The organism is Afifella sp. H1R, assembly GCF_021462425.1.
Taxonomy (GTDB): Bacteria; Pseudomonadota; Alphaproteobacteria; order Rhizobiales; family Afifellaceae; genus Afifella; species Afifella aestuarii.
Genome location: NZ_JAKEDY010000002.1, coordinates 159,918 through 186,702 on the forward strand (window position 1 = coordinate 159,918; position 26,785 = coordinate 186,702).

Below are 26,785 nucleotides of genomic sequence, written 5' to 3' on the forward strand. Positions count from 1 at the left end.
GGAGAGGCTCATCGGCTGACACTCCCCGCGCCTTTCCCTGCCGGCGTCACCCGCATCTCAGGCCTCGCCGCGCTGCCGCTTCAGGAGCGCCTTCACCTCTTCGACGAGGTTGGTGCGCGCCACATCGAACTGGCCCGGCCGCTCTTCCTTGTACTCGTCGTGGCTTGCGATCGCGGCGGCCTGGCGCTTGCCTTCCAGAAGGTCCTTCACCTGCAGGCGGCCGCTGTCGAATTCGTCGGAGCCGGCGATGATGGCGCAAGGCGCGTTGCGGCGATCGGCGTATTTGAGCTGCGCCTTCATGCCGGAACCGCCGAGATACATCTCGACCGGAACCGGGCGCTCGGCAGGGCCGAGATCGGCGTTGAGGCCGGCGCGAAGCTCCGCGGTGATCGCCTGATAATCGGCGAGACGCGACTTATCCATGACGGTGACGACGACCGGTCCGGTCTCGTCCTCGGAGCCGAGCTTGCCGAGATTTTTCAAGGCCGCGGCAAGGCGCGACACGCCGATCGAAAAGCCGGTCGAGGGCACGTCCTCGCCGCGGAAGCGGCCGACGAGCCCGTCATAGCGTCCGCCGCCGCCGACGGAGCCGAAGACGACCTTTTCGCCCTTTTCGTTCGGCACCTCGAAGGTGAGCTGCGCCTCGAAGACCGGCCCGGTGTAATATTCCAGGCCGCGGACGATCGAAGGATCGATCTCGATCCGGTCGGTCGGATAGCCTGCGGCTTCTACCAGATCGGCAATTTCGGCGAGTTCTCCGACGCCTTCCGCATAGACGGGCGTCTCGGCAAATGTCGATGTTCTCAGCTTCTCGATCACCGGCGCGTTGCTCGTTCCTGAGCGCTCGTTCGAACCGATAAGATTAAACAGCGACAGAACGGCTTCGGCCCCCTCTTTGGAGAGACCAGCGCCCTTCGTAAAATCGCCGCTCTCGTCCTCGCGGCCTTCGCCGAGCAGCTCTCGCACGCCATCGAGGCCGAGCCGGTCGAGCTTGTCGATCGCCCGCAACACGGTCAGTCGTCTTCCGGCATTCTCCTCGCCGCCGAGGCCGATCGCCTCCATGACGCCGTCGAGAACTTTGCGGTTGTTGACCTTGATGACGTAGTCGCCGCGCGCAACGCCGAGCGCTTCCATCACGTCGGCGGCCATCATGCAGATTTCCGCATCCGCCGCGACGGAGGGCGCGCCGACCGTATCGGCGTCGAACTGCATGAACTGCCGGAAACGGCCCGGCCCCGGCTTTTCGTTGCGGAACACCCAGCCGGCGCGATAGCTGCGATAGGGCTTGGGAAGCCGCTCGTAATTCTCCGCCACGTAGCGGGCGAGCGGCGCCGTCAGATCGTAGCGCAGCGACAGCCAGGCCTCGTCGTCGTCCTGCAGCGAGAACACGCCCTCGTTCGGCCGGTCCTGGTCGGGCAGGAATTTGCCGAGCGCTTCGGTGTATTCGAAAAAGGGTGTCTCGACCGGCTCGAAGCCATAGCGCTCATAGACGCGCTTGATCGCGGCGAGCATCTCTTCGGTCGCGCGGATATCGCCGGCCTCGCGGTCGACAAAGCCGCGCGGCAGGCGCGCGGGGAGCCTGTTCTTCTTGTCCTTGGAGGCCATTTCAGATCGTTTCGCTTGGGTTTTCGGCATCAGAGCCGGGCTTCTCCTAGCCGAAGCAGGATGGAGCGGCAACCGGGCGGGCAGCGTCGGCTCGACACGGGGCGCCTAGGCTTTTCGGCTAAACGGGAAGACACCGTTCCTTTCGATTGGATGTCCTACGCCCCTTTCGGGAGCGGCCGCGTGAAAGCCCGGCGCGCCTCTTCCACCTCGTCGCGGCAGAAACAGCCTTCGATGTGGTCGTTGACGAGGCCCATCGCCTGCATGAAGGCATAGACGGTCGTCGGCCCGACAAACGACCAGCCGCGCTTCTTCAGCGTTTTGGAGAGAGCGGCCGATTCCTCCGTGTGGGCGAGTTTCACGAGCGTCGCATGGTCGAGGCGTTCGGGCCTTGCGTGCTCGTGAGGTTCGAAACTCCAGAAGAACGACGCGAGAGAGCCCGTCTCTTCCACGATCTCGATCGCCCGTTTGGCATTGTTGATGGTGGAGACGATCTTGCCGCGATGGCGGATGATGCCGGCATCCTTGACAAGACGCTCGACCTCCGGCTCGCCGAAGCGCGCGACTTCGCGAAAATCGAACCCGGCGAAGGCGGCACGGAAATTCTCGCGTTTCCGCAAGATCGTCAGCCACGAGAGGCCGGACTGAAAGCCTTCCAGACAGATCTTTTCGAAAAGCCGGATATCGTCCTCGACCGGCCGGCCCCATTCGCGGTCGTGATAGGTGCGGTAGAGCGGATCGCCCGCACACCAGAAACAGCGGCTCTGGCCGTCATCCTCGCGCACCAGGCCCTTCGTTGCGCCGGTCTCGTCACTTTCGCTCACAGGCAACCGCTCCTCGTCTCGCCATCATCATCACTCCGCCGTCGTGTCGGCGCCCCGCAGGCCATTCACGCTTCCTTAAGCCTCTTCGGCAACCCGAAATTCACTGCGATTTCGGGTTTCGGGGTGGCGTTTACCCGCATTTGTCAGCCCCGCACTAGCGTCGTCTGTATCTCTTAAAAACTGCCGCAATCTCAACTGACTGCGACGCTGGGTGACGAGGGTTTCGATGAAGCAGGTTCTTCTCACGCTTGCAGTGCTGAGCCTTGGTGCGCTCACGCCTCAGGCGACGTTGGCGGGTTCGGGCGGCAAACCGGCCGTGCCGCTCAAGGCCGAATTGCAGCAGGAATGGCTGTCGCAATTGGCCGCCGGACCGGCCCAGGGAGCTGCTGCGCGTCCGATCATGCTGGCCGATTCCCGCCGCCCTCAGGCCGTCGTCGAAAAGCGCGGTCTTCTCCAGGTTCTCTTCGATCCGCAGCCGCGGGCGCAGTATTACGCGCAGCCGCAGCGCCAGCTCTATGCGCAGCCGCAGCGCCGCCTCTATGCCGGGCCGCAGGCGCCGCAGCCTCAGCCGCGCGCGGTCTATCGTTCGCGCAATCAACCGGCCCGCTTTATCGCGCCGCCCCCTTCGCAACGGCAGATGCCCGCGCGCGCCAATACCGCGGGCTATCCGACGCCCGTCTATCTGCGCCAGGAGCCGCGCGCCGCCGCGCGCCCCGCGCCGCGTCAGATGCGCCCCGTCACCCCGGTGAACGCACCGCGTGTCGCCCCTGCCGCGCCGCAGGTTGCGGCCCGTCCGGCCGCGCGTTCGATCGACCCCGCCTATCTTCCGACAATCGTCGATTACGACACGAGCCAGGCGCCCGGCACGATCGTCATCGATACCAACAATCGCTACCTCTACCTGGTGCAGGCCGGCGGCAAGGCGAAACGCTATGGCGTCGGCGTCGGCCGGCCTGGCTTCCAATGGGCCGGCACCCACAGGGTGACGCGCAAGGCGGAATGGCCGTCCTGGTATCCGCCTGAAGAGATGAAGGCGCGCCAGCCGGGGCTTCCCGACCATATGGAAGGCGGGCCGGACAATCCGCTCGGCGCCCGTGCGCTTTATCTCGGCTCCACCCTTTACCGCATCCACGGGTCGAACCAGCCCTGGACGATCGGCCATGCCGTCTCCTCCGGCTGCATCCGCATGCGCAACGAGGATGTGATCGAGCTCTACAATCAGGTCGGCGTCGGCACCGAAGTCGTCGTGCTTTAACCGAGCACACCCGACCACCCGTCTCAAATCCCGCAAGTGAGTTGTCTGCCGTGGTGCTCCGAGCCTGTCCCGGAGCACGCAGAGAGCGGCGTGTGACAATGGCAGATGCGCCACACCTTCGCGCGCATATGCATTGCACCGCCAGGCGCGGCTTGTCGCCGCGTCAAGCGCTTTCTAGAGAATTTGCAAGGAGTAAGAGGTTGATCGCATGTTTCATCGCAGACTGATCCGCACGGGCCTGCCGGCCATCGCCATTCTCGTGCTGGGACTTTTCGGCAGCGCCCAGGCGCTCACATTTTTCGATCCCGTGAGCGGCGGCTTCGTGGAAGTCGATCAGCGCTACTCGAAGAACCGCAAGCCGCCGGCCAAATATCACCGGCAGACGGTGCGCTTCTCCACGAGGGAGGCGCCCGGCACGATCATCATCGATACCAACAAGCACTTCCTCTATTATGTCCTGTCGCACAATCGGGCCGTGCGCTACGGCATCGGCGTCGGACGCGAGGGCTTCGGCTGGGACGGCGAAGTGCATGTCGCGCGCAAGAGCGAGTGGCCGCGCTGGTTTCCGCCGCAGGAAATGATCGCCCGTGAGCCGCGCCTGAAGAAATACGCCGACGGCATGCCCGGCGGCCCAAGCAATCCGCTCGGCGCCCGCGCGCTTTATCTCTTCGACGGCGGCCGCGACACGCTCTACCGCATCCACGGCACCAACGAGCCCTGGACGATCGGCCTCAACGTCTCGTCAGGCTGCATCCGTCTCGTCAACGACGACATCATCGACCTCTACAACCGCGTGCAGCCGGGGGCGAAAGTCATCGTCCTTTGAGGTGTCCATCGACGCAAAGGTGACGCATTCGCGTCACTTTTCGTCCGCATGGAACGATTCGAATGTGTCGCGCATTTATGTGCCGAAATGACGCAGCGGCGGGGAGCGCCCCACCTTCCCCGCCCTGCGAAATCGGAGGCACTCATGCGCAACGTTCTTGCCCGAACCCTTGCTTCATCGGCCGCTCTGGCGGTGGTCCTTGCCACTCTCGCGCCAGTCACGGCCCACGCGCAGACGCTGCGCTACTTCGATCCCGTGCAGCGGCAGCTCGTCACGATTCAGCCGCATCAAAGCCATCAGCGTGGGCCGGCGCCCGAGTATCGCCGCCACATTGTGGCGTATGACGGACCGGAAGCGCCGGGCACGATCATCATCGATTCCCAGAACAAGTTTCTCTACTACACGCTGCCCGACGGCGAGGCGATCCGCTACGGCGTCGGCGTCGGGCGCGAAGGCTTCGGCTGGACCGGCGAGGTGCGTGTCGGCGCCAAGGCCGACTGGCCGACCTGGACACCTCCTAAGGAGATGATCGAGCGCGAGCCGCGGCTCGTCGAATATTCCGGCGGCATGCCCGGCGGTCCGGACAACCCGCTCGGTGCGCGTGCGCTTTATCTCTTCGATGGCAACAAGGACACGATGTACCGCATCCATGGCACCAACGAGCCGTGGACCATCGGGTACAACGTCTCCTCCGGCTGCATCCGCATGATGAACCATGACGTGATCGAGCTGCACTATCTCGCCAAGGTCGGCACCAAGGTTATCGTTCGCTAAGCGTTTACCCTCGAACGCTGCACCGAAACGCCCCGGCCCGCTTTCCGCGGACCGGGGCGTTTTTTATGCCGGCGCCGGCCACGCTTTCTGAGCCGGCAGACTTCGCGACAGGGCGGCGACGCCAGGATCGCCCCTAAACCGCACTCCGCTCATCATCTGCGAGCCGTTCTCCGCCTTCGAGCTCGTCCTTGATGTAGAGTTCGCGCACGAAAACGATGCCGACGGCCAGGAGAGGCACGGCGAGCGCCATCCCGAGCCCGCCCAGAACGGCGGCAAAGACGAGCTGTGTGGAAAGGGTCAGCGCCGGCGGCAGCGACGTCGTGCGCTGCTGCACCAGGGGCTGTGTGATGTTGCTCTCGAGCCCCTGGATGAGCACGTAGGCGCCCACCCCCCAAAGCGCCATCGTCCCCGAGACCGACAGGCCCGCCAGGATGATCACCACACCTGCAATCGCGGGACCGAGCGTCGGAATGAAGGCGAGAAGGCCCGCCTGCAACGCCAGCAGGAAGGCATAGGGCATGTCGATCAGCCAGAGCACGATCCAACTCGCCGAAAAGATGATCGTCATGCTGATCGCCTGGCCAGCCATCCACCAGCCGAGATTTTCCGCAGCTCCCTCGATCACCTCACGAAACCGTTCGCGCCGCTTGACGGGGACGAGATGCAAGAACCCGTCGCGATAGGTTCTCGGCGACCAGGATACAAAAATCCCTAAGAACACGACGATGACCGCGTTGGCGAGGCTGCCGAACATAAGGCTGACGACACGGCCGACATCGCCCATCATCGCCTTCAGGTTCGGCATCATCTGAGAGAGCTGAACGTCGCCGTTCGGCTTGATGAAGCTGAAACCGAGCTGCGAGAGCTGATCGCCCCAATTGCGCATCAACGTATCGGTCCGCGCCAGGAGATCGCTCGCCTGCGCCGCGAGCGTCGCTCCGCCCCAGCCGATCACCGCGAAGATCGCGCCGAAGGCTGCCAGATAGATGAAAATCTTCGCAAGGCGCGTCGGCAACCGCGTCAGCCGGTGCAGGCCGTCGGAGGCAAAGCTCAAAGCGGCGGCCAGCACGAGACCGGCGAAAACCAGAAGAAGAGCCGACGTCGCCTTCCATAAAACGAAGAGAACCACGACGCCGGCGAGGAAAATCGCGGTGCGGGAGACGATGCGGCCGGTGGATTCTTTGCCGTCTTCGTGCAATATGTTTTCTCCAAACGATGAGAATTCGGGGCAAAACGCGAGCGCTGCCGCGCGACTACGCACCCGTTGCGATCGCAGGCCCCGCGTGATCGTTCGATCAGATGATCAATAGTGTGCCGCCCGGCATGCTCTACCGCGCCAGTCCCTGGGGGAATTAAGCATGGAAGCCGCCACGACAAGCAGCCCGACCGATTTTGATGCCGATGACGGCGACACGCTCGGCGGCCGCATCGTCCGCGCCCGTGACGCCATCGGCCTCTCCACGGCGCAGCTCGCCCGCCGGCTCGGCGTCAAGACCTCGACGCTGTCGCAGTGGGAAAACGATCGCGCAGAGCCGCGGGCGAACCGCCTCAACATGCTCGCCGGCATCCTCGGCGTCAGCCCGATGTGGCTTCTGATCGGCCGTGGCGTGGCGCCCGCCGACGAGGATCCGATGGCTCAGGAAGCGGCGATGCTGCGCACGGAGATTGCGCATCTCTCGAGCGAAGCTCTCCTCCTGTCGCGCCGCCTGTCGGAGGCCGCAGAGCGTCTCGGCCGACTGCACGACAGCGCCAGCCGCAGCGAATAGCGCCGCCTCACGTCTGCACGGATTGCACCGAACCGCCGTCGACGCGCAGGTTCGCTCCGTTGATGAAGGAGCCGCGCTCGGAGGCAAGAAGCGCGATCGCCGCGGCAACCTCCGAAGCCTGCCCGCGCCGTTTCAAGGCAATCCCAGGCCGTTCCTCATCGAGAAAGCTCTCAATGGCTTCCTCGAAAGAGACGCCGAGCTTCTCGGCACGCTGCTTCATCATGCCGTCGGTCATCGGCGTCTCGATGAAGGCGGGCGCGACGGTGTTGCAGAGGATGCCGTTCTTCGCCTCCCGATAGGAGATGTTCTTGACGAATGCGGAAAGCGCGGCCTTCGCGGCATTGTACGTGGCTTCTTCCCAATAGGGCTGCACGGCGTTTTCCGAGGTCACGCAGATGAAGCGCCCCCATTTCGCTTCGCGCATGCCGGGCAACGTCGCCCGCGCCATGCGCACCGCCGACATGAAATCGATGTCCCAGGCCTCCCGGTAATCCTCATCGCTCATGTCGATGGGATCACCCTTGGCCCCCGTCACGCCTGCGGCGTGCACGACGATATCGATCCTGCCGAAGCGCTCGCGCCCGGCGGCCGCGACTGCATCCACGGCCTTCTGGTCGGTGACGTCGGCTGCCATGCACAACACGTCGGTCGGCAGGCGCTTCTCCTCCTCTTCGAGCGTGTCGATGCGAAGGTCGGAAAGCACGAGCTTCGCGCCCTCCTCCGCCAGGAGCCGCGCCGTTTCAAAGCCGATGCCGCCACTTGCGCCGGTGATCAGGGCGACACGATCTGAGATTTGAAGATCCATCGGGATGCTTCCTCCCTTCCGCCGAGTGTTCATGGAATTCACTCGGGGAACGGGCCCAGGCTTCCTTTGGTTTCGCGGCACATATCAGCCGGCAGAGGGATGCAAGGCTCCCACGCGGCGACGCGGCGTCTAGGCCTCGTCGAGACAACGGAAAAAGCGTGCCGTCTCACCGTCGGGACGCGTCAAAGTCAGCGCTCCCGTCTCATCGAGCTCCAGCCCGAATTCCTCGGAACTCTCCGCCCCCTCCGCTTCGCCGCAGGCCGCCGTCACGTCGAGACGATCCTCGGAAGGACTTCTAAGATCGAGGAACCGGCAGGAGCGGCCTCCATCCTTCAGGCCGCCCCGCTCGATGCGCAAAGGTACGTCGGCGCCGTCCTGCGCCTGACAGCTGTCGTCGGTCGGCGCCCAGCGGCCGGTCAGCCGCATGAGCAGGCTCATCGCCCGCTCGGGATCGTTCGTCTCGCTTTGTGGGGAAGGCTGCGCATCGGGAAGGATGTCTTCGGGCGGCGTCGGCACTGGTATGTCCTGCCCCGGACCGCTCGCATCCGGCTGCGTCGGCGTGCCCTGCCCATGGGCAGGCCCTGTCGGCAGAAGCGGCAGAGCGAGCACGAGAGCAAGCGTGGCGCCCGCGGCTTTTCGGTGAAACGTCATTGCGCCCTCCTTGCGACCGCCGTCAGGAGACGGCAAGCGGCCTTTCAGAAGACGAAGCGGCTTTGCTCCGCGTTGGTTCCAGCGCGTGCCCGGCAAAGGCTTCCGGCGGCGGGCCACCATGCGCCCAGTCGAGGAGCTCGACGGTATGGAGGACCGGAATCTCCATCGCCGAGCCGATCTGCGTGATGCAGCCGATGTTGCCGGTCGCCACCACCTCCGGCGCAACGCTCTCGATATTCGCCGTCTTGCGGTCGCGCAGCCTCGCCGCGATCTCCGGCTCCAGAATGTTGTAGGTGCCGGCCGAGCCGCAGCAGAGATGACCTTCGGGGATGCCCAGCACCTCAAATCCCGCCTCCGCCAGGAGCGTGCGCGGCTCCTTCACCACCTTCTGGCCATGCTGAAGCGAGCAGGCGGCGTGGTATGCGACCTTGAGGCCGGTTCGGCGGCGGGGTGCGGGCAGATCGAGACGAGCGAGATATTCGCTGATGTCGAGGGCCAGCGCCGACACGCGCTCCGCCTTCTCGCGATAGGCGTGCTCCCCCTTCAAGAGATGCGCGTAGTCCTTGATCGTCGTGCCGCAGCCCGAGGTCGTCACGAGGATGGCATCGAGCCCCTCGCCGTCGATCTCTTTCAGCCAGGCGTCGATATTGGCGCGCGCCATCGGCAGGGCCTTTTCGTCCTGCCCCATATGGTGGACGAGGCCGCCGCAGCAGCCCTCGCCCTTCGGCAGCACGACTTCGATGCCGAGGCGGGTGAGAAGGCGGATCGTGGCGGCGTTGATACCCGGATCGAGCACCGATTGCGCGCAGCCTGTCAAAAGCGCCACGCGGCCTTTTCTGGCACCATGAGCCGGAAAAGAGTGACCCGTCTCCGATGCCTGGATTTTCGCCGGCAGCCGCTTGGGCGCCAGGCGCAGCATCATGGCAAGCTGGTCGAATGGCCGGCCCATGCGGGCGAGCAACGGCGCCAGAGGCCGGCCGTATCGGGCGGTGACGAGAGCTACCCGCATCCTCGCCGGATAAGGCATGACATGCGCCAGAACCGCCCGCAGCGCCCGGTCGTGCCAGGGCCGGCGATAGGTCTCTTCGATATGCCGGCGCCCCTGATCGAGCAGGTGCATGTAATCGACCCCGGACGGACAGGTCGTCATGCAGGAGAAGCAGGAGAGACAGCGATCGATATGGAGCGCGACCTCCGCCGTCGCCGGCTTCTCCGCCTCCAGCATATCCTTGATGAGATAGATGCGCCCGCGCGGACTATCGAGCTCGTTGCCGAGTTCGACATAAGTCGGGCAGGTGGCGAGGCAGAAGCCGCAATGCACGCATTTGCGCAGAATGGCATCGGCTTCCTCGATGCGCGGATCGGCAAGCTGCTGAAGGGTGAAGGAGGTTTGCAAAGGTCAGCTCCCCATCCGACCGGGATTCAATATCCCCTGCGGATCGAAATTCTCTTTCAGCCGCCGCGACAAGGCGGCGAGCGGGGCCGGCTGCGGTTCGAAGGGCGAGACGCCGGTGCGCAAGGCCGCCGAGCCGCGGATGAGCGTCGCGTGGCCGCCGCCGACCGCCCTGATCGCCCGCCGGATGGCGCCTTCGGCAGCGTCTTCCGCGCTGCCCGTGACCTCGATCCAGACGCGGCCGCCGGCCCAATCGAAAAAATAGTTGAGAGGCTCGTTCGCGAGCCTCGCCATCAGCGCGGCCCCGGCGCGGGGCGCAATGCTGACGCGCCAGAGCGGATCGCTGCAGCCGGCAAAGGGCAGACAATCGCGGATCGCGCGCCAGAAACTCTCCGATTGCGGCACGTCGAGGATCTCCACCGCGCCTCGGTCATGCATCATACCGTTGAGCGCTTCGCTGCGATAGGAAACGGAGGAGGGAAAGCCCTCCAACCTGAGCGCAGTCACGGAGCTTTCGACGCTAAGACCACAGGACCGCGCCATCCCTTTCGGCAGATGCGCCGCGCCCGAGACTTCGTGCGAAGAGCCCATGGCTTCGGCCATCGCGGCGCAGGCCATGTCGTCGGAGAGGCCGAGGACGAGCACGGTGGCGATGCGCTCCGGCCGTGGCAGCACCTTGAAAGTGAGATCGGTGACGACCGCGAGCGTCCCCCAGGAGCCGGCGAGCCCCTTGGAAAGATCATAGCCCGTCACGTTCTTGACCACGCGCCCGCCCGCCTTGAAGGCCTCGCCGCGGCCCGAGACGGCGGACAGCCCGAGAATATGGTCGCGGGCAGCGCCCGCCTTGATGCGGCGCGGACCGGCGAGATTGGCCGCGAGCACACCGCCGAGCGTCCCCGTCCCGGGCTCCAACCCGAAAATCGGACCGTAATCCATCGGCTCGAAGGCGAGTTCCTGATTGGCATCCGCCAGGAGCTTTTCGAGTTCGGCAAGCGGCGTGCCGGCCTTGGCGGAGAAGACGAGCTCGTCCGGCTCGTAAAGGGTGACGCCGGACAAAGCGGAGAGATTGAGCGTGTATTCCGCCTGAACCGGGCGGCCGATGCCGCGCTTCGACCCGTGTCCCAGAATTTCGAGCGGCACCTGTTCGGCGGCCGCCCAGCGGACGACATCGAGCACGGATTCGGCAGTCTCGGGGCGAAGCGTTTCGGCCATGGGGCGGGAAAATCTCAGAAGCGGGGAATGTCGGGAAAGGGAAGCTGGCCCTTATGCACATGCATGCGGCTGAGCTCGGCGCATTGGTGCAGTTCCGGGAACACCTTGCCGGGATTGAGGAGCTGACGGGCATCGAAGGCGCACTTCACCCGCTCCTGCTGAGCGAGATCGTCCTCGCTGAACATCTCGCCCATGAGGTCGCGCTTTTCCACGCCGACGCCGTGCTCGCCGGTCAGAACGCCGCCCACCTCCACGCAGAGCTTCAGGATCGCCGAGCCGAAGGCCTCGGCTCGTTCCAGCTGATCGGTATCGTTGGCGTCATATAGAATGAGCGGATGGAGATTGCCGTCGCCGGCATGGAAGACATTGGCGACCCGCAGATCGAACTCGGTCTCCATCTCCTTCATGCGGTGCAGGACCTTCGGCAGGGCTTTGCGCGGGATCGTGCCGTCCATGCAGTAATAGTCTGGCGAGATGCGGCCGACGGCGGGAAAGGCCGCCTTGCGTCCCGCCCAGAAATTGGCGCGCTCCTCTTCGGACTGCGAAACGCGGATATTGGCGGCATTGTTGTCGCGCGCGATCGCCTCGACCCGCTCGATCAACTCGTGCACCTCCTCGCCCGGGCCGTCGAGCTCGACGATCAGGAGCGCCTCGACGTCGAGGGGATAGCCGGCATGGACGAAATCTTCCGCCGCCTGGATCGCCAGGCTGTCCATCATCTCCATGCCGCCCGGAATGATGCCGGCGCCGATGATGTCGCCGACGCAGCGCCCGGCATCCTCGTTCGTCGGAAAGCCGAGGAGAAGCGCCCGCGCCGTCTCCGGCGAGCGCAGAATCCGGACCGTCACCTCCGTGACGACACCGAGAAGCCCTTCCGAGCCCGTCATCAGGCCGAGGAAGTCGTAGCCTTCGCTGTCGAGATGCTTGCCGCCGAGCCGAATGACCTCGCCGGTGATCAGCACCATCTCCAGCCCGAGCACGTTGTTCGTGGTCAGCCCGTATTTCAGGCAATGCACGCCGCCGGAATTTTCCGCGACATTGCCGCCGATGGAACAGGCGATCTGCGAGGACGGGTCGGGGGCGTAATAAAACCCGCGATGTTCCACGGCCCGGGTGACGGCGAGATTGGTGACGCCCGGCTGCACGATCGCCGCGCGGTTGTCGAAATCGACGTCGAGAACCTTGTTGAACTTCGACATGACGAGAAGGACGCCGTCGGCCAGCGGCAGGGCGCCGCCGGAGAGCGAGGTGCCCGAGCCGCGGGGCACGACGCGGATCTCGTTGTCGTAACAATAGCGCAGCACGCGCTGCACCTGTTCCACCGTCTCCGGCAGAACGACGATCATCGGCAGCTGACGATAGGCGGTGAGACCATCTGTCTCAAACGGCCGCATCCCATCAGGATCCGTGATGACCCCCTCACCCGGAACGATGGCCGAAAGCGCCTTCGCGATTTCCTCACGGCGCGCCAGAATTTCGGCCTTCGGGCCGGGCATCGCCACACTCATTGAGCCTCCCTGCTCTTTTGTCTTGGCCTTCTTCCGAGGCCCGCCGATTATCGTTCAGCGTTTCATCTCGAGCAACCATAGCGCGATGTCGCATTGCCAAACCAGAAATTCCTCCCCCTTGTGCGCATCGAAGCCCTGTGCTCCATTCCGCTACCTTGGAATGAGTCAAGCTTTGACATAACAAGGAGTGTCCAATGATTAGGATTTCGGCTGCTGCCCTTGGCGTTGCTGCCATCCTTGCCGCGGGCAGTGCGTATGCTCAGGACGACCTCGTCGCGGCCGGTGAGAAGGTCTACAAGCAGTGCCACGCCTGCCACTCGGTCGGAGAAGGCGCCAAAAACCGCGTCGGCCCCGAGCAGAACAACCTGTTCGGTCGTGTCGCTGGCTCTTTGCCTGACTTCCGTTATTCCGACGCCATGAAGAGCGCCGGCGAGAATGGTCTCGTCTGGACCGAAAAGTCCCTGCACGAGTACCTGAAGAACCCGCGCGCTTATGTGCCGAAGACCAAGATGATCTTCGCCGGCCTCAAGAAGCCCGAAGACATCGACGCGGTGGTTGCCTATCTGAAGACGTTCGATACGGACGGCATGCCGGATCCGGACGCCAGCACGTACACGCCGCCCAACGGCTAATCGGGCGCGAGCGCCTGTTTCGTGACGGCCCGCCGCTCGAAAGGGCGGCGGGAGTTTTCCGTGTGGTCCGTTTGCCGCTCGCGGAGGTTTCCGTGCAGCGGCCGTTTTTTGTTGCGGCTTGAGCGGCGGGCACGCGGCGACCCGCGCATCGCCGGGTGCGCTGGTCGGCTTTGGCCTGAGTGATGGCAGGTCACGGCAGCGTGGGGGACTTCGGCAAAGCCTGCGCGCTCGGCATGGGCTCGTGCTGCTGACACCAGAAGCCTGCGCCACAAGGTTGTTGATCTCGCCGCAGCGGCGGACCTAAGTTGCGTGTTCGGGCTCCCGACTGACCGGCCCCTGCCGCCAGACCTGGAGCCATCGGAGCCAGCCGAGGGCATGACGCACACCGCTCGGCCGCAGAGGATTGAGCGCTTGTCGCCAGAAAACACCGAACATACGACAGCTTCGAAGCCGCGCGTCGGTCTCTTCGCCACCTGCCTCGTCGATCTCTTCCGCCCGCAAGTCGGCTTTGCCGCGATCAAGCTGATCGAGGCGTCCGGCTGCCGCGTCGAAGTCCCGGAGAACCAGACCTGCTGCGGCCAGCCCGCCTACAATTCCGGCGACCGCGGCGATGCCGCCGCCATCGCCCAACAGGTCATCGCGACCTTCGAGGATTACGATTACGTCGTCGTTCCGTCCGGCTCCTGCGCCGCGATGATCGCCTGCCATTATCCGGAGCTCTTCGACGACACCGATTGGGCACGGCGCGCGACCGCGCTTTCTGCCAAGACGTTTGAGCTCACGGCCTTCCTCTATGACGTGATGGGATTGCGCGACGTCGAGGCGGCATTCGCAGGCAACGTCACCTATCACGACGCCTGCTCGGGCCTGCGCGAGCTCAATGTGCGCGACCAGCCGCGTGAGCTGTTGAAATCCGTCGACGGCCTCGCCTTCACCGAGCTCAAGGACGCCGATGTGTGCTGCGGCTTCGGCGGCACCTTCTGCGTCAAATATCCCGAGATCTCCAACGCCATCGTGACGAAAAAGACGGCCGCGATCGCGGGATCGGAAGCCGATACGCTGGTGGCCGGCGATCTCGGCTGTCTCATGAACATGGCCGGCAAGCTGCAGCGCGAGGGCAAGCATGTGCATGCACGCCATGTGGCCGAAGTGCTCGCCGGCATGGCCGACGGCCCGGCGATCGGCGAGGCGGAATGAGCGCACCTTTCCTTTCCCAGGCGTTCAAGGAAAACGCCGTCGACGCGCTCGCCAATGTCGAGCTGCAGCGCGCGCTCGGCCATGTCGAACGCGGCTTCATTCAGAAGCGTCAGAAGGCGGTCGACGCCCTGCCGGAATTCGATGCGCTGCGCCATGAAGCGCGCGCCATCAAGGACCACACGCTATCACATCTCGACCTCTATCTGGAGGCGTTTGAGGGCAAGGCGCGCCAGGCCGGGGCGGAGGTGCATTGGGCGGAGACGGCGGCAGACGCCCGCGAGGCGGTGCTTTCCATCTGCCGCAGGGTCGGCGCCAAAACCGTCACCAAGGGCAAGTCGATGATCTCCGAGGAGATCGGCCTCAACGCCTTCCTGGAGAAGAGCGAGATCAAGCCGATCGAGACCGATCTCGGCGAATACATCATTCAGCTGCGCGGCGAGCCGCCTTCCCACATCATCGCGCCCGCCGTGCATGTGAACCGCGACCAGGTGGAGGCCGATTTCCGCCGCGTGCACACGCATCTCGATCCGAAGCGCGATCTCGCCGATCCGGTGTCGCTGCTCTCTGAGGCGCGCGCCACCTTGCGCGACATGTTCCTCGCCGCCGATGTCGGCATCACCGGGGCCAATTTCCTGGTGGCGGAAACGGGCAGCTCCATCATCGTTACCAATGAGGGCAATGGCGACCTCACCCAGATCCTGCCGCGGGTGCATATCGTGCTCGCCTCGATCGAGAAGGTGGTGCCGACGCTCGAAGACGTCTCGACGCTGCTGCGCGTTCTGGCGCGCTCCGCCACGGGTCAGGAACTCTCCGTCTACACGACGTTCTCCACCGGCCGGAAGCGGCCGGGCGACGAGGACGGCCCGGAGGAGACGCATGTCATCCTCCTCGACAATGGCCGCTCCGAAATGCTCGCCAACGAGTTCCGCGAGATGCTGCGCTGCATCCGCTGCGGCGCCTGCATGAACCATTGCCCGATCTATCATGCGATCGGCGGCCACGCTTATGGCGCGACCTATGTCGGCCCGATGGGCGCGGTGCTGGCGCCCGGCCTCTTCGGACTCGAAAACACGGCGAACCTGCCCAATGCCTCGACCTTCTGCGGGCGCTGCGAGAGCGTCTGCCCGGTCGAGATCCCCTTGCCGAAACTGATGCGGCATTGGCGCGAGCGCGAATATGAGCGGCATCTGAAGCCGGCGACGGAACGAAACGGCCTGCGCATCTGGGCCTTTCTTGCCCGGCGGCCGAAACTCTACAGGCTCGCCACCCGCATCGGGCTCAAGGCGCTTCACCCCTTCGGGCGCCGCCGCGGGCGCTTCTCGTCGCTGCCGCTCGCCGGCGGCTGGACCAGCCATCGCGACATGCCGGCGCCGGCGAAAAAAAGCTTCATCGATCAGTGGAAGGCCCGCTCGTGACGGCGGCGGGAGAGACATCATGAGCCAGCGCGAAACCGTGCTCGGCAAGATCCGGCGCGGCCTTGCCTCCGGCAAGACGGCGGAAGCGCGCCGCGAGGCCGTCGCCCAGCGCCTCGGCCAGCACCCGGCGAACACCGTGCCGGCGCGTGGCCATGTCGACCAGAAGGCGCGCCTCGATCTCTTTGCGAAGATGGCGGAAAAAGTCTCCGCCACGGTGGAGCGGGTGGCCTCGGTCTCCGATCTTCCAGAGACGGTTGCGGAATATCTGCGCGCCCGCAACCTGCCCTCGGACCTCCGGATGGGTGCCGACCGGCGTCTTGCCGATCTCCCCTGGGACAAGGTCCCGCAGCTTGAAGTGAAGCACGGGCCCTCCGACGGGCGCGATCATGTCGGTCTCAGCCACGCTTTCGGCGGGGCGGCGGAGACCGGGACGCTCTTCCTGCTCTCGGGGCCCGACAATCCGACGACGCTCAACTTCCTGCCGGATCACCATCTCGTCGTGGTGCGCGCCTCCGACATCGTCGGCGACTACGAAACCTTGTGGAACCGCCTGCGGGAACACTCTGGCGACGGCGTTCTGCCGCGCACGGTCAATCTCATCACCGGCCCCTCACGCTCGGCCGATATCGAACAGACCCTGCTTCTCGGCGCCCACGGGCCGCGCGCCCTCCACATCCTCATCGTCGAAGACGCCTGAGGGCGCCCGCCTCACCGGGATACGTCGGGATTGATGATCTCGGCGGGCTCCGGCTCGCCAGGATTTCGGTCGGACTCTGAATTTTGGGGTTCGCCCTGCTGGTCGCGGGGCGCGCGCGCATCGGGCCCCGTATCGAGATCACCCGGAACCGGCAGCGGCTCGACCGAACCGTTCGCAGGATTCTCCGGCACCGTCTCGGACGGAGCCGGCACGGGAGGCGCGGTCTCTGGCGCGGGCGAGGATGGCGCGTTCATCTGCGGCGACGTCTCCGGAGCGGGTGCGGGAGAGGTCGCAGGAGATTGCGCGGGTGCCTCCTCCTCGCCCGGTTGCTCCGAGGCCGGCTCCGAAACCGGCTCTGGAGCCGGCGTGCTCCCCTTCTCTTCCGGAGAGCGGAAGCGAATGGTCGGATAAGAGAACGTCGCCTGTTTCCAGACGAGTTCGAAACCGCCGAGATTGAACTCGTACTTGGGCGCCCGGCCTTCTTCGACCTGCACGGAAGGCAGCCGGCCTTCCTGTGTCTGGCGGATGTCGACCATGAAATAGGCGGCGACGGCGAGCAGGATGACGACAAGAACGAGAAAGAAGCGCATGGGTCTCGGGAGGTTCGCCGCGGGACGTTGCGGCTCGTTTCACGGCTAAAATGGCGCCGCGGCCGATCGGTTCCGGCGACGCGGCCTGTCTCCCCCCATATCGCGGCCTAAAAGAGGCTGCCCTGCGCCTTGGGAGCGGGCTTCGCCTTCGCCGGTTTCCTCGCTGCCGCCGGCTTCTCGCTTGGCGGGCTCTCGGAGGGATTCCCCGTCGCAGGCGTCGGCGTGCCACCTTCGCCGGCGACGACCGGGCGGCGTCCATCCTGGAACTCCACCTCGTAGGACATGCCCGTCCGCATCGCGTCGGCCCGCGTCACCGTCTGACCGGAAGCCTCATGGATGACGGCATAGCCGCGCCCGAGAACGGATTTGTAGGAGAGCGTCTCGAGAAGCCGGCAGGCATTGTCGTAGCGCTCCTGGCGCGCCGTTGCGGCCCTGCGAAACACCTCCGCGTGGCGGGCGGTCGCCGCGAGGCGCTCTCGCTCCACCCGCAGCATGCGCTGGAGCGTTTCGGGCCGGAGGCGCGCGGCACGCACGAGATCGCGCCGCGCGGAGGCGCGCACGGCGCTCGCCGAGCGCTCCACACGGCCGGCGAGATCGGCAAGCCGTTCGCGCCGGCGGCGAAGATCGGCGCGTAGGCTGTCGCCGGTCAGGCGCGCACCGACACGCAGATAAGCCTGCTCCTTGAAGCGGCGATGCTGGGCGAGCCCGCGCAGCAGACGCCCGCCTGTCTCGTCGAGCCGGTGGCGCGGCAGAGCGAGGAGCTCGTTGAGCGACGGCATGGCGCGGGCCGCGCCCGTCAGATCGCGCCTGAGGGAAGCCGCGAGGCGCTGCCAGGCGCCTTCCTGCCGGGCTGTGAAATCGGCGACACAGGCGACGAGTTCGGCACGCACCGGCACGGCGATCTCGGCCGCACCCGTCGGTGTCGGCGCGCGCCGGTCGGAAGCGAGATCGATGAGTGTCCAGTCGGTCTCATGGCCGACGGCGGAAATCACCGGGATGCCGCTCTCGGCAACGGCCCGCACGGCGATTTCCTCGTTGAAGGCCCACAGATCCTCGATCGAGCCGCCACCGCGGGCGACGATCAAGAGATCCGGGCGGGGCACCGCACCTCCCTTTTCGATGCGGTTGAAGCCGCGCACGGCCGCCGCCACTTCCTCGGCCGCGCCCTCGCCTTGAACGCGCACCGGCCAGACGAGGACCTGGCGCGGAAAGCGCTCGCGCAGACGGTGCAGGATATCGCGGATGACGGCGCCCGTCGGCGAGGTGACGACGCCGATCACCTTCGGCAGATAGGGGAGCGGGCGCTTCTTCGCCTCGTCGAAAAGCCCTTCGGCGGCGAGCGCCTTCCTGCGCTCTTCCAGGAGCGCCATCAGCGCGCCGGCGCCCGCAGGCTCCAGGCTCTCCACCACGAGCTGATAATTGGAGCGGCGCGGATAGGTGGTGATCTTGCCGGTCGCCACCATTTCCAGGCCTTCTTCCGGCTTGAACTTCAGCCGCTGGAAGGTCGTGCGCCAGACGACGACGTCGAGAGAAGCGCTTTGATCCTTGAGTGTGAAATAGCAATGGCCCGAGCCGTGCGGGCCACGGTAACCGGAGACTTCGCCGCGCACGCGCACATGCTCGTAATTTTCTTCGAGCGTGCGCTTCAGGGCGAAAGCGAGATCGGCGACCGTATATTCGGCGACGTTGGAGACTTCGACGGGGGATGCGGGCATGACGCAGTCTTGACGGAGCGAGAGCCGCGCTTCAAGCGCGTTTTAGAAAGAACGCCGGGAGAGCGACGATGGCCTACGATTTCATCACGAAGCGACTTTTCGTGGAAGAGCCGCTTCAAGCCGGCGGATCGATCTCGCTTTCGCCCGAGCAGGCCAATTACCTCCTCAACGTCCTGCGCCTCGACAACGGGGCCCCCGTGCTCCTCTTCAACGGCCAGGACGGCGAATGGCGTTCGAAGGTCGTCAAGGACGGCAAGAAAAAGGGCCATCTCACGGTGGAGGAGCAGACGCGGCCGCAAACGCCCAAAAGCGACCTCACCTATCTCTTCGCGCCGCTCAAACAGGCGCGGCTCGATTACCTGGCGCAGAAGGCGGTGGAGATGGGCGTCGGCCGGCTCGTGCCGGTGATCACGCAGTTCACGCAGGTGCGGCAGGTCAAGACCGCGCGGGTTGCCGCCAATGCGCTGGAAGCCGCCGAACAATGCGGCATCCTCAATCTGCCGGAGGTGGACGAGGCGAAAGGCCTGGCGGAGGCCATCGAAGCGCTGGAACCCGACCGCCGGCTGATCTTCTGCGACGAGCGCCACGAAGGCGATCCGCTTGCTGCGCTCGCCGCCCTCAAGGGAGAGAGGCTGGCGCTTCTCATTGGGCCGGAAGGCGGATTTTCGGACGCGGAGCGAAGCGCCATCTCGGCGAGGCCGCAGACGCTGACGATCTCGCTCGGACCGCGCATTCTGCGCGCCGACACCGCGGCCGTCGCCGCCCTTGCGCTCGTTCAGGCCGCGGCCGGCGACTGGCGCCAAGCCTCACCAGATCGATAAGCGGTCGCCCTCATCCCTGAATTGTCGACGAGAGCGCTCAATTGGCGCTGAGCGCGAGATCCGTGACCGGCTGCACCGTACCGCCGGCACCGACCTTGTCGTTGACGAGCACGCGCAACTCGCCCGCCCCATTGTTGGTGATGGTCATCGCGGCCTCGGTGTCGCCCATTACGTCCTTCGGCCAGACGAGCGCGAATTTGATCGTGTCACCGCTGCGCTTGCCGCTCAAAACCGCGGTGCCGACCTTGGAGCCCTGATAGGTGCCGCGATAAAGCCCACTCTCGGGTTCGTAGACGACGTTGACGCGGACATCGCGGGTGAAAATCGCAAAGGCCCGGCATTTGCCTGCGATGCTGATGGTGTTTTCCACCCCCTCGCCGCTCAGCGAGCAGCGGATATTGGTCGGGCCGGCCGTCTCGTTGCGAATGACCACGCCGCCGCCCTTCCAGGCGCCGCCGAAACGTTCGATGAAATCGGCCTCGGCCGCTTGGGCCGCCGGAACAGCGAAAGAGGTGGCAATCAGCGCGGCACCCATCAACGCAGCTCCAATTGGGATGGCGCCGACAACGAGGCGGTCAATCAGCTGAGTCATCGTCAAACTCCGGCCTGGCATGGCAGTCATGCGCCCCTTCGTCTCACTTTAGAATGCTTTCGCCATTGGCAAAAGCACGCTCTCGCCCGACATGCGGAAAAGGCTTTGAAAGGCGCCTTTGGCCTTACTATGGTCGCGCCGCCGAAAGCCTGACGGCCGCACTCAAAGAAAGATCCGATGGCCCGCGACACAGCGAACGACAACCCGATTGAAAACCGCGACCAGCTGGTCTCCTCGATCGAAAAGGGCGTCAAGCCGCGCCAGCAATGGAAGATCGGCACCGAACACGAGAAGGTGCCGTTCTACCGCGACGGCAACCGGCCGGTGCCCTATCACGGCGAAAAGGGCATCGAGGCGGTCCTCAAGGGGATGGAAACCCTGCTCGGCTGGGAGCCCATCTACGACGGCGAGAACATCATCGGGCTTGGTGATCCGACCGGCGGCGGGGCGATCTCGCTGGAACCGGGCGGCCAGTTCGAGCTCTCCGGGGCGCCGCTTCCCAACATCCATCGCACCTGCCGGGAAACGCACGCGCATCTCGCCCAGGTGCGCGAAGTGGCGGAACCCCTCGGCATCGGCTTTCTCGGCATCGGCATGAGCCCGAAATGGTCGCGCGCCGCGACCCCGATCATGCCGAAGCAGCGCTACCGCATCATGGCCGATTACATGCCGAAGGTGGGCGGCAAGGGCCTCGATATGATGCTGAGAACGACCACCATCCAGGTCAATCTCGACTTCTCGTCGGAAGCCGACATGGTGCGCAAGATGCGCGTCGGCCTCGCGCTGCAGCCCATCGCCACCGCTCTGTTCGCCAATTCGCCGTTCACCGAGGGCCGGCCCAACGGCTTCCTCTCCTACCGCGCCGAAATCTGGCGCGACACGGACCGCAACCGGACGGGTCTCCTGCCTTTCGCGTTCGAAAAAGGCTTCGGCTTCGAGCGTTATGTCGATTGGGCTCTCGACGTGCCGATGTATTTCATCATCCGCGGCGGCCGTTACGTCGACATGACCCACACGACCTTCCGGCAGTTCCTGAAGGAACCGAAAATCGACGACATCGGCGAGGTCACCCCCTCGATGGGCGATTGGTTTAATCACCTCTCGACGCTTTTCCCCGATGTCCGGCTGAAGACGTTTCTCGAAATGCGCGGTGCCGATGGCGGCCCGACGCGGCGCATCTGCGCCCTGCCGGCCTTCTGGACGGGCATCCTCTACGATGACGATGCGCTCGCCGCCGCCGAATCTCTCACCTACGACTGGAGCGAGGCGGAACGGGAAGCACTGCGCAACCATGTGCCGAAGACCGGCCTTGCGACGCCCTTCCGCCGCGAGACCGTCCTCGACATCGCCAAACGCGCCGTCGCCATCTCCCGAACGGGCCTGAAACACCGCAACCAGATCAGCGCCGGTGGCTTCAACGAGGCGGAATATCTGGCGCCGCTTGAAGAAACGCTCGCCCTGAAGCGGACGCCGGCCGAGGAGCTGCTCGCGCAATATCGCACGCGCTGGGGCAATTCGGTCGAGCCCCTCTTCTCGGAATACGCCTACTGAGGCGGCCGGCTGCCGCGCATGCGATGAGCGGCTCTCGCGCGTCCCGCCTCGCCTCCGCATCGAGGCCCGAACCTAAGGCATAGACCGTCTGCCGCCCTGCCCAAAGGCAAGGCAGGGGCAAGGTTTGTCTGGGATTATTCAAAACTAGAAGAGCGAAATCGCACCTCGTCGGGGGTCATCCCGTGCGGGCTCTTCGGCTTGTTAGACGGGATATCTCAGAGGCTCATCCCGTTTCAGCGGGCGACAACACCCAGGACGCAGGCACCAGCCCGAAAGAAAGGCATAAAGGCGAAAGCCGCTGTCATGCAGCTCGATCTCACCACGATCTCCGTCGTCTCGGCGTTCTGCGCAGCGATCTGTAGCGTCTTTTTGATGCTCGCGCGCTGCCAGTACCCCGAGGCGAAATTCGTCTGGTGGTGGATTGCCTCGAACCTTGCCTTCGTCGTGGCCTCGCTGCTTCTCGCGCACTGCCACGACCACGGCCTCCTCCATCCGATCTCCTTTGCAATGATGACTTTTCATCCCGCGTTGATCTGGGCTTCGACGCGGATGAACGGCGCACATTTCGTCACCTCGCTCGTCATCTTCGCGGGCCCGGCCTTCGTCACGCTTGCGGCCTTCGCCGCCACGGAGGGCCGACTGCTCATGAGCGGCACCGCCCATGCCTTCGTCGGCAGCGCCTATCTGTTCGTGACCGCCTATTCGATGATTTCCCACCCGGCTCAGCCAAAAGTGCCTGCTCGCTGGCCGCTCGCCGGACTGTGCGTCCTGCATGCCTTGGCGCTGGCATTTTTGTTACCCGTTCTTTCGCGTCTCTCCGACGCTCCCCCATCGACCGTTCACGCGGTCGCCGAAATGCTGCAATTCGAGGCGCTGCTCTTCATTCTCGGCAGCACGATCTTCGTGACCGCGGCGATGCGGGAAAGGCGCGAGGCCTGTCAGAGGGTGAAGGCGGAGACGGACGAGCTCACCGGCATTCTCAACCGCCGCGGTTTTCTGGAGCGGGCCGAGCGCACCCTGAAGCGCTGTCGGAAAGACGGCACGCCGTGCGCCGTCGCCCTCTTCGATCTCGACTACTTCAAAGAGATCAACGACACCTACGGCCATGCCATGGGCGACAACGCGCTCAAGGCCTTCATCAAGACGGCGCAGCGCTCCATGCGCGCCAACGACCTCTTCGGCCGCGTCGGCGGCGAGGAATTCGCGGCTCTCTTTCCTGGGGCCGATGCGCCCGCGGCCCTCTCGCTCGCCGATCGGGTCCGGCAAAGCTGGGTCCGGGTGGGTCGCGAGATCGACGGCCGCGACGTCAACAGCACGATGAGCGGGGGTGTCGTGGCGCTTCGCGACGACCAGTCCCTGGAAGAGCTTCTGGCTCTCGCCGATCAGGGGCTTTATCTGGCGAAGAAAGCCGGGCGCAACCGCATCGAACTCGCGGCAAACGACAAGCCCGCGCCGCCGACCTCACAGACCTGTCTCGCCTGAGCTTTGAGCCGATCCTCTCGCCCTCCTCGGGAGAGAGGCAGCTACTCGAAGAGAACGCGGGTCGCCGGGAACGCCACTTCCGCGATCGTGCCCTCGCCGCGCGCGCTCTTCAAAACGAACTGTGCCCGGTTCGCCTCCACCAGCGCCTTCGTCAGCGGCAGACCGAGACCAGAGCCGGTGCCCGTGCCGATCGCCGAGGTGATGATCTGCCGGAACGGCTCCATCGCCCGCGCCAGCTCGCTCTCGCTCATGCCGCCGCCATTGTCGCGCATGCGCAAGACCACCTCGCCATTCTCCTCCAGCCGGGTGGAGAGGATCACCTGCCCGCCCGCATCGGTGTACTTCACCGAATTGGACAGAAGGTTCAAAAGGATCTGGCGCAGCGTGCGCGCGTCGGCGACGACGGACGGCAGGTCGGGCGCCAGGCTCGTGCGGATGATCACCCGATGGCGGCCGGCCTGCGGCTGCATCAGCGACACGGTCTCGCGCGCCAACGTGTTGAGATCGACGGCGGAAAAATCGAGGTCGAGCTTGCCCGCCTCGACCCGCGCGATGTCGAGGAGATCGTTGACGAGGCTGACGACATGCTCCGACGAGGAGCGGATATCGCGCAGATATTCCCGGTAGCGCTGGTTCTCGATCGGACCAAAACGCTCCTCCACCATCAATTCGGCAAAGCCGATGATGGCGTTGAGCGGCGTGCGGATCTCATGGCTGATGCGGGCGAGGAAATCGGATTTCTGGCTCGAGGCCCGCTCCGCTTCGGCGCGCGCCTCCTGCAGCCGCGTCTCCGTCTCCTTCCACTGCGTGATGTCGCGCAGAACCGCGCAGAAGCGGGGGCGCTCGCCGCTGCCCACCTGGCCAAACGTCATGAAGAGCGGGATCGGCCCGCCCTTGGTGCGGCCCAGAACCTCGCGGCCCTCGTTGAGGAGGCTCTTGATGCCCGCCATCCTCAGGCTCTCCAGATAGGCTTCGGCCTCCACCCGGCTTTCTTCTTCCAAAAGCTCGGTGAAGGAATTGCCGACCACCGCATCGGCTTCGATGCCGAAAAGCGCCTCGGCGCTGCGGTTGAGGCTTTCGACGCGGCCCTCCGCATCGAGCACGATGACGCCGTCGAGCGCCGTGTCGAGGATCGCCTGAAGCTCCCCGACCTTGGAGGAGAGCACCGCATTGGAAAGCGTGACGGGGGCCTCGACGGGACCGGTGTCTTCGGCCGCCCCGTCTTCGGGCGCAGTGTCTTTGGCCGCCTCCTCAGGAACCGTCCCGGACGCTTCGGGGGGCGCGAAATCGTCGTCCTGCCCTTCGCCGCCGTCCTCGGCCGGCACCTCGGTCGCCCCCTCGGCCGCCCCCTCGGCCGGTGCGGCCTCTTCGGACGTCTCGATTTCCGAAGCCCTTGCTTCAGCCTCGTCAGCGGCCTCTTGCTGCCGCTCCTTGACGCCGTCGCGGCGCTCTTCGATCGGCGAGCCGCTCGAAGGCTGCAGATCCGTCACACGGGCGCCGAGCGCGGAGGCGATCGTCTCGAAGGCGCGCTTTTCCTGCGTCGACAGGCGTGACCATTCCGGCAGGCGTTCGACGTCTGAGCGGATCGGCACGACATTGTCGTTGGGCGGAGCCTCGCCATCGCGCTCATGCCGACCCGTTGGCGCCTCATCCATTTCGGCTCCCTCCGGAAAACGCAAGTCGAAGGCTTCCGCCTTCAAGGCCTCGGCCGGGCGCAGAACGCCAAAGCCGCGAAAGCCCTGAAACGCCCGGTCGGCATCGAAGACCGGAAGGGCGGTGAGCTCGGTCGGAATGCGAATGTCGCCGGCCTCCGACGGCCACCAGGCGGTGAGCCCGCTCCAGGTGTCGCGCGCATGAAAGGCTTTGGCCACCCGCCCGGTCGGATCCAGCCGCAGGCGCGCAGCCACATCGTCCCAGGTTTCGCCCACGACCTCGGAGTTGCGGCCGACGAGCTGGGTCAGGCCCTGCGAAACGAAAAGAATGCGGTGCGAGGCATCGCTCTGCCACAGGAACCGCACAGAGACCGGCCGGGTGAGCGTGGCAACGGGCGCCGGCTCGGGGGCCGGTTCGGGCGCCTCGCCCTCATCCGCGACCGCGGTCTCCGCGGTCTCCTCGCTCGCCGCGTCCCGGGCCGCCTCTTCATCGCCAGGTTCCTGCTCGGGCAGATCGTCTGCAGCGGCTTCGGCAGCTTCACCCGACCCGTCAGTTTCCTGGTCGGGAGCGACAACCGCCCGCGGGTCGTCCGCGTCCGCTTCAGACGAAACGTCGGACGCAGGGGGTTCTCCGGCGGCCTTCTCCCCGTCCTCGTCAGAGGCGGAAATTTTCCGGGGCGCCTCGCCGGCCCCATGCTTCTCGGGATCGTAGGTGGTGAGACGATCGGCAATCCAGGCCGGCAGCGCGCGCCGCACCGCTTCCGTCAGATCCGTTTCATCGTCATGGGCGTGCGCGCCGTCATCGGGCGCATCATCGTCGGAAACAGGCCCTTCGCGGTCGCTCATCTCCGCGATCTCGTCGTGATCGTCGTCGTTCGCCGGAACATCGGGCGCCGGAACATCGGGCGCCGGAAGATCGGGCGCCGAAACATCGGAAGCCTGAGGGTCGGAAGCCTGAAGCTCGGTGGCCTGAACATGCGTCTCCGGCTTCTCGAGGCGTTTGGGGTCGCTTTCTTCCCCTGAGAGCTCGTCCTTTGAGAGCTCGCCCCTTGAGAGATCGTCGGAGCTCTGCGGCAGCGGGGCGGCGGAATCTTCGCCTCGGACAGGTCCGAAATCGCTCTCGACATCGATGATGGCGAGACAGGTCTCGCTTGCGACCGGCACGAGGCTCGCCCGGCGGAGCCGCGCCGCATGGGGCCAGTCGGCGACAAGCTTCGGTTTGCCGGCGAGCGCCCGCCCCTGCAGGTCTGAGGGCAGCTCCGAGGCTTGGAGGAGGCGCGCCGCAACCTTGTCGCAGGAGAAGAAAGCCGGCATCCGCGCGGGATTGGGCGCCTGCCCTGCTGCGATCGCGACCGCCAGGAGGCCGCGTTCACCGCCGATCACCACGCGCTGGCACTGGCAGACGACCGGAACGGCGCCGAAGCCACGCCCGAGACGCAGTCGCCCGAGGGAGCCCGTCTCGCCCGCGGTCTTCGCCAGCATGCGAATGTCGCGCTTCAAGGGCTCGGCCGATCCGAGGCCGAGAGCGAGCGCGTCTTTGGCGGTGCCACAGCCGAGACGCTCGGCCGCGGCCGGATTGAGCCAGCCGAGCCGGTTGTCGTCGAGACGGAAGAACATGGCAGGACGCGCGTCGCTCACGAGCACCGCCAGGCGCTCGTCTGCCATCGCCTCCACCAGGCCCCTGCCCTCCGATTGCATGATTTCCGTAATCTCCGCGACTCGCCTTGGTTAAAAATAGGTAACCGGAGTTGAAAAAGAATCGCAGGCCTGGAGCGCGTCGCAAAGTCCGTTTTTCTCAAGGATGGTTAACGGTTGAAAACTTCAA

General features: G+C 65.4%; 23 protein-coding genes. 11 read left to right on the plus strand and 12 right to left on the minus strand.

Translation table 11 applies throughout. The annotated features are described in order from the left end of the window. Nucleotides 1-57 precede the first annotated feature (57 nt). Together hisS and L0F51_RS12420 are read right to left on the minus strand one after the other, a co-directional pair. Nucleotides 58-1,635: a histidine--tRNA ligase gene (gene hisS, locus L0F51_RS12415; RefSeq protein WP_370642398.1), complete on the minus strand. Its 1,578-nt coding sequence runs from the start codon at nucleotides 1,633-1,635 to the stop codon at nucleotides 58-60. 125 nt (nucleotides 1,636-1,760) lie between these two features. Further along, on the minus strand, nucleotides 1,761-2,426 hold the full coding sequence (locus L0F51_RS12420; protein ID WP_234629549.1) for a DNA-3-methyladenine glycosylase I: 666 nt from the start codon (nucleotides 2,424-2,426) through the stop codon (nucleotides 1,761-1,763). A 637-nt stretch (nucleotides 2,427-3,063) separates the two neighbouring features. Here L0F51_RS12420 and L0F51_RS12425 point away from each other — a divergent pair. From L0F51_RS12425 to L0F51_RS12435, 3 genes are all read left to right on the plus strand, one after another. Then, nucleotides 3,064-3,681: a L,D-transpeptidase gene (locus tag L0F51_RS12425; protein WP_234630336.1), complete on the plus strand. Its 618-nt coding sequence runs from the start codon at nucleotides 3,064-3,066 to the stop codon at nucleotides 3,679-3,681. 208 nt (nucleotides 3,682-3,889) lie between these two features. After that, nucleotides 3,890-4,507 carry a L,D-transpeptidase gene (locus tag L0F51_RS12430; RefSeq protein ID WP_234629550.1) on the plus strand — a complete coding sequence of 206 codons (618 nt, stop codon included), beginning with the start codon at nucleotides 3,890-3,892 and terminating at the stop codon, nucleotides 4,505-4,507. A 144-nt stretch (nucleotides 4,508-4,651) separates the two neighbouring features. Then, nucleotides 4,652-5,281: a L,D-transpeptidase gene (locus L0F51_RS12435; RefSeq protein WP_234629551.1), complete on the plus strand. Its 630-nt coding sequence runs from the start codon at nucleotides 4,652-4,654 to the stop codon at nucleotides 5,279-5,281. Nucleotides 5,282-5,414: 133 nt separating this feature from the next. On the opposite strand, the gene L0F51_RS12440 is transcribed toward L0F51_RS12435, so the two are convergent. Further along, the gene (locus L0F51_RS12440) at nucleotides 5,415-6,479 is read right to left on the minus strand and encodes an AI-2E family transporter (RefSeq protein WP_234629552.1); all 1,065 of its coding nucleotides are present in this window, start codon (nucleotides 6,477-6,479) and stop codon (nucleotides 5,415-5,417) included. A gap of 160 nt (nucleotides 6,480-6,639) precedes the next feature. Between L0F51_RS12440 and L0F51_RS12445 the strand changes: the two genes are divergently transcribed. After that, nucleotides 6,640-7,047 (plus strand): helix-turn-helix domain-containing protein, encoded by a 408-nt coding sequence (locus L0F51_RS12445; protein ID WP_128292317.1) that lies wholly within the window; start codon nucleotides 6,640-6,642, stop codon nucleotides 7,045-7,047. A gap of 7 nt (nucleotides 7,048-7,054) precedes the next feature. Here the strand turns inward: L0F51_RS12445 and L0F51_RS12450 are convergent, their stop codons facing one another. From L0F51_RS12450 to L0F51_RS12470, 5 genes are all read right to left on the minus strand, one after another. Beyond that, a complete protein-coding gene (locus L0F51_RS12450; RefSeq protein ID WP_234629553.1) occupies nucleotides 7,055-7,852 on the minus strand; it encodes an SDR family NAD(P)-dependent oxidoreductase in 798 nt (265 codons plus the stop codon). A gap of 129 nt (nucleotides 7,853-7,981) precedes the next feature. Next, a complete protein-coding gene (locus L0F51_RS12455) occupies nucleotides 7,982-8,503 on the minus strand; it encodes a hypothetical protein (protein ID WP_234629554.1) in 522 nt (173 codons plus the stop codon). A gap of 22 nt (nucleotides 8,504-8,525) precedes the next feature. Beyond that, nucleotides 8,526-9,899 carry a glycolate oxidase subunit GlcF gene (glcF, locus tag L0F51_RS12460; protein ID WP_234629555.1) on the minus strand — a complete coding sequence of 458 codons (1,374 nt, stop codon included), beginning with the start codon at nucleotides 9,897-9,899 and terminating at the stop codon, nucleotides 8,526-8,528. Nucleotides 9,900-9,902: 3 nt separating this feature from the next. Next, entirely contained in the window at nucleotides 9,903-11,108 is a 1,206-nt protein-coding gene (glcE, locus tag L0F51_RS12465) for a glycolate oxidase subunit GlcE (protein WP_234629556.1), read from the minus strand. A gap of 14 nt (nucleotides 11,109-11,122) precedes the next feature. Next, nucleotides 11,123-12,616, minus strand: a complete 1,494-nt coding sequence (locus L0F51_RS12470) for an FAD-linked oxidase C-terminal domain-containing protein (RefSeq protein WP_234629557.1) — start codon at nucleotides 12,614-12,616, stop codon at nucleotides 11,123-11,125. A 194-nt stretch (nucleotides 12,617-12,810) separates the two neighbouring features. Between L0F51_RS12470 and L0F51_RS12475 the strand changes: the two genes are divergently transcribed. The 4 genes from L0F51_RS12475 to L0F51_RS12490 all read left to right on the plus strand — a co-directional run bounded on the left by L0F51_RS12475 (nucleotide 12,811) and on the right by L0F51_RS12490 (nucleotide 16,557). Continuing rightward, nucleotides 12,811-13,248 carry a cytochrome c family protein gene (locus L0F51_RS12475; RefSeq protein WP_234629558.1) on the plus strand — a complete coding sequence of 146 codons (438 nt, stop codon included), beginning with the start codon at nucleotides 12,811-12,813 and terminating at the stop codon, nucleotides 13,246-13,248. 411 nt (nucleotides 13,249-13,659) lie between these two features. Beyond that, nucleotides 13,660-14,445: a (Fe-S)-binding protein gene (locus L0F51_RS12480; RefSeq protein WP_234629559.1), complete on the plus strand. Its 786-nt coding sequence runs from the start codon at nucleotides 13,660-13,662 to the stop codon at nucleotides 14,443-14,445. Beyond that, nucleotides 14,442-15,860 carry a LutB/LldF family L-lactate oxidation iron-sulfur protein gene (locus L0F51_RS12485; protein ID WP_234629560.1) on the plus strand — a complete coding sequence of 473 codons (1,419 nt, stop codon included), beginning with the start codon at nucleotides 14,442-14,444 and terminating at the stop codon, nucleotides 15,858-15,860. The genes L0F51_RS12480 and L0F51_RS12485 overlap by 4 nt, the downstream gene beginning before the upstream one ends. Nucleotides 15,861-15,879: 19 nt before the next feature. After that, nucleotides 15,880-16,557, plus strand: a complete 678-nt coding sequence (locus L0F51_RS12490) for a lactate utilization protein (RefSeq protein WP_234629561.1) — start codon at nucleotides 15,880-15,882, stop codon at nucleotides 16,555-16,557. An 11-nt stretch (nucleotides 16,558-16,568) separates the two neighbouring features. Here the strand turns inward: L0F51_RS12490 and L0F51_RS20070 are convergent, their stop codons facing one another. Both L0F51_RS20070 and xseA read right to left on the minus strand, forming a co-directional pair. Beyond that, a complete protein-coding gene (locus tag L0F51_RS20070) occupies nucleotides 16,569-17,147 on the minus strand; it encodes a hypothetical protein (RefSeq protein ID WP_304504501.1) in 579 nt (192 codons plus the stop codon). A gap of 107 nt (nucleotides 17,148-17,254) precedes the next feature. Beyond that, nucleotides 17,255-18,862, minus strand: a complete 1,608-nt coding sequence (xseA, locus tag L0F51_RS12500) for an exodeoxyribonuclease VII large subunit (RefSeq protein ID WP_234629562.1) — start codon at nucleotides 18,860-18,862, stop codon at nucleotides 17,255-17,257. A gap of 68 nt (nucleotides 18,863-18,930) precedes the next feature. Between xseA and L0F51_RS12505 the strand changes: the two genes are divergently transcribed. Beyond that, nucleotides 18,931-19,683: a 16S rRNA (uracil(1498)-N(3))-methyltransferase gene (locus L0F51_RS12505; protein ID WP_234629563.1), complete on the plus strand. Its 753-nt coding sequence runs from the start codon at nucleotides 18,931-18,933 to the stop codon at nucleotides 19,681-19,683. A gap of 37 nt (nucleotides 19,684-19,720) precedes the next feature. On the opposite strand, the gene L0F51_RS12510 is transcribed toward L0F51_RS12505, so the two are convergent. Then, nucleotides 19,721-20,275 (minus strand): hypothetical protein, encoded by a 555-nt coding sequence (locus tag L0F51_RS12510; RefSeq protein WP_234629564.1) that lies wholly within the window; start codon nucleotides 20,273-20,275, stop codon nucleotides 19,721-19,723. A 177-nt stretch (nucleotides 20,276-20,452) separates the two neighbouring features. Here L0F51_RS12510 and L0F51_RS12515 point away from each other — a divergent pair, with 177 nt between their 5' ends. Together L0F51_RS12515 and L0F51_RS12520 are read left to right on the plus strand one after the other, a co-directional pair. Continuing rightward, nucleotides 20,453-21,826: a glutamate--cysteine ligase gene (locus L0F51_RS12515; protein WP_234629565.1), complete on the plus strand. Its 1,374-nt coding sequence runs from the start codon at nucleotides 20,453-20,455 to the stop codon at nucleotides 21,824-21,826. Nucleotides 21,827-22,129: 303 nt separating this feature from the next. Next, nucleotides 22,130-23,308, plus strand: a complete 1,179-nt coding sequence (locus L0F51_RS12520) for a GGDEF domain-containing protein (RefSeq protein WP_234629566.1) — start codon at nucleotides 22,130-22,132, stop codon at nucleotides 23,306-23,308. Nucleotides 23,309-23,349: 41 nt separating this feature from the next. On the opposite strand, the gene L0F51_RS12525 is transcribed toward L0F51_RS12520, so the two are convergent. Continuing rightward, nucleotides 23,350-26,625, minus strand: coding sequence for a histidine kinase dimerization/phospho-acceptor domain-containing protein (locus tag L0F51_RS12525; protein ID WP_234629567.1), 3,276 nt, complete (start codon nucleotides 26,623-26,625; stop codon nucleotides 23,350-23,352). Nucleotides 26,626-26,785: the final 160 nt, after the last annotated feature.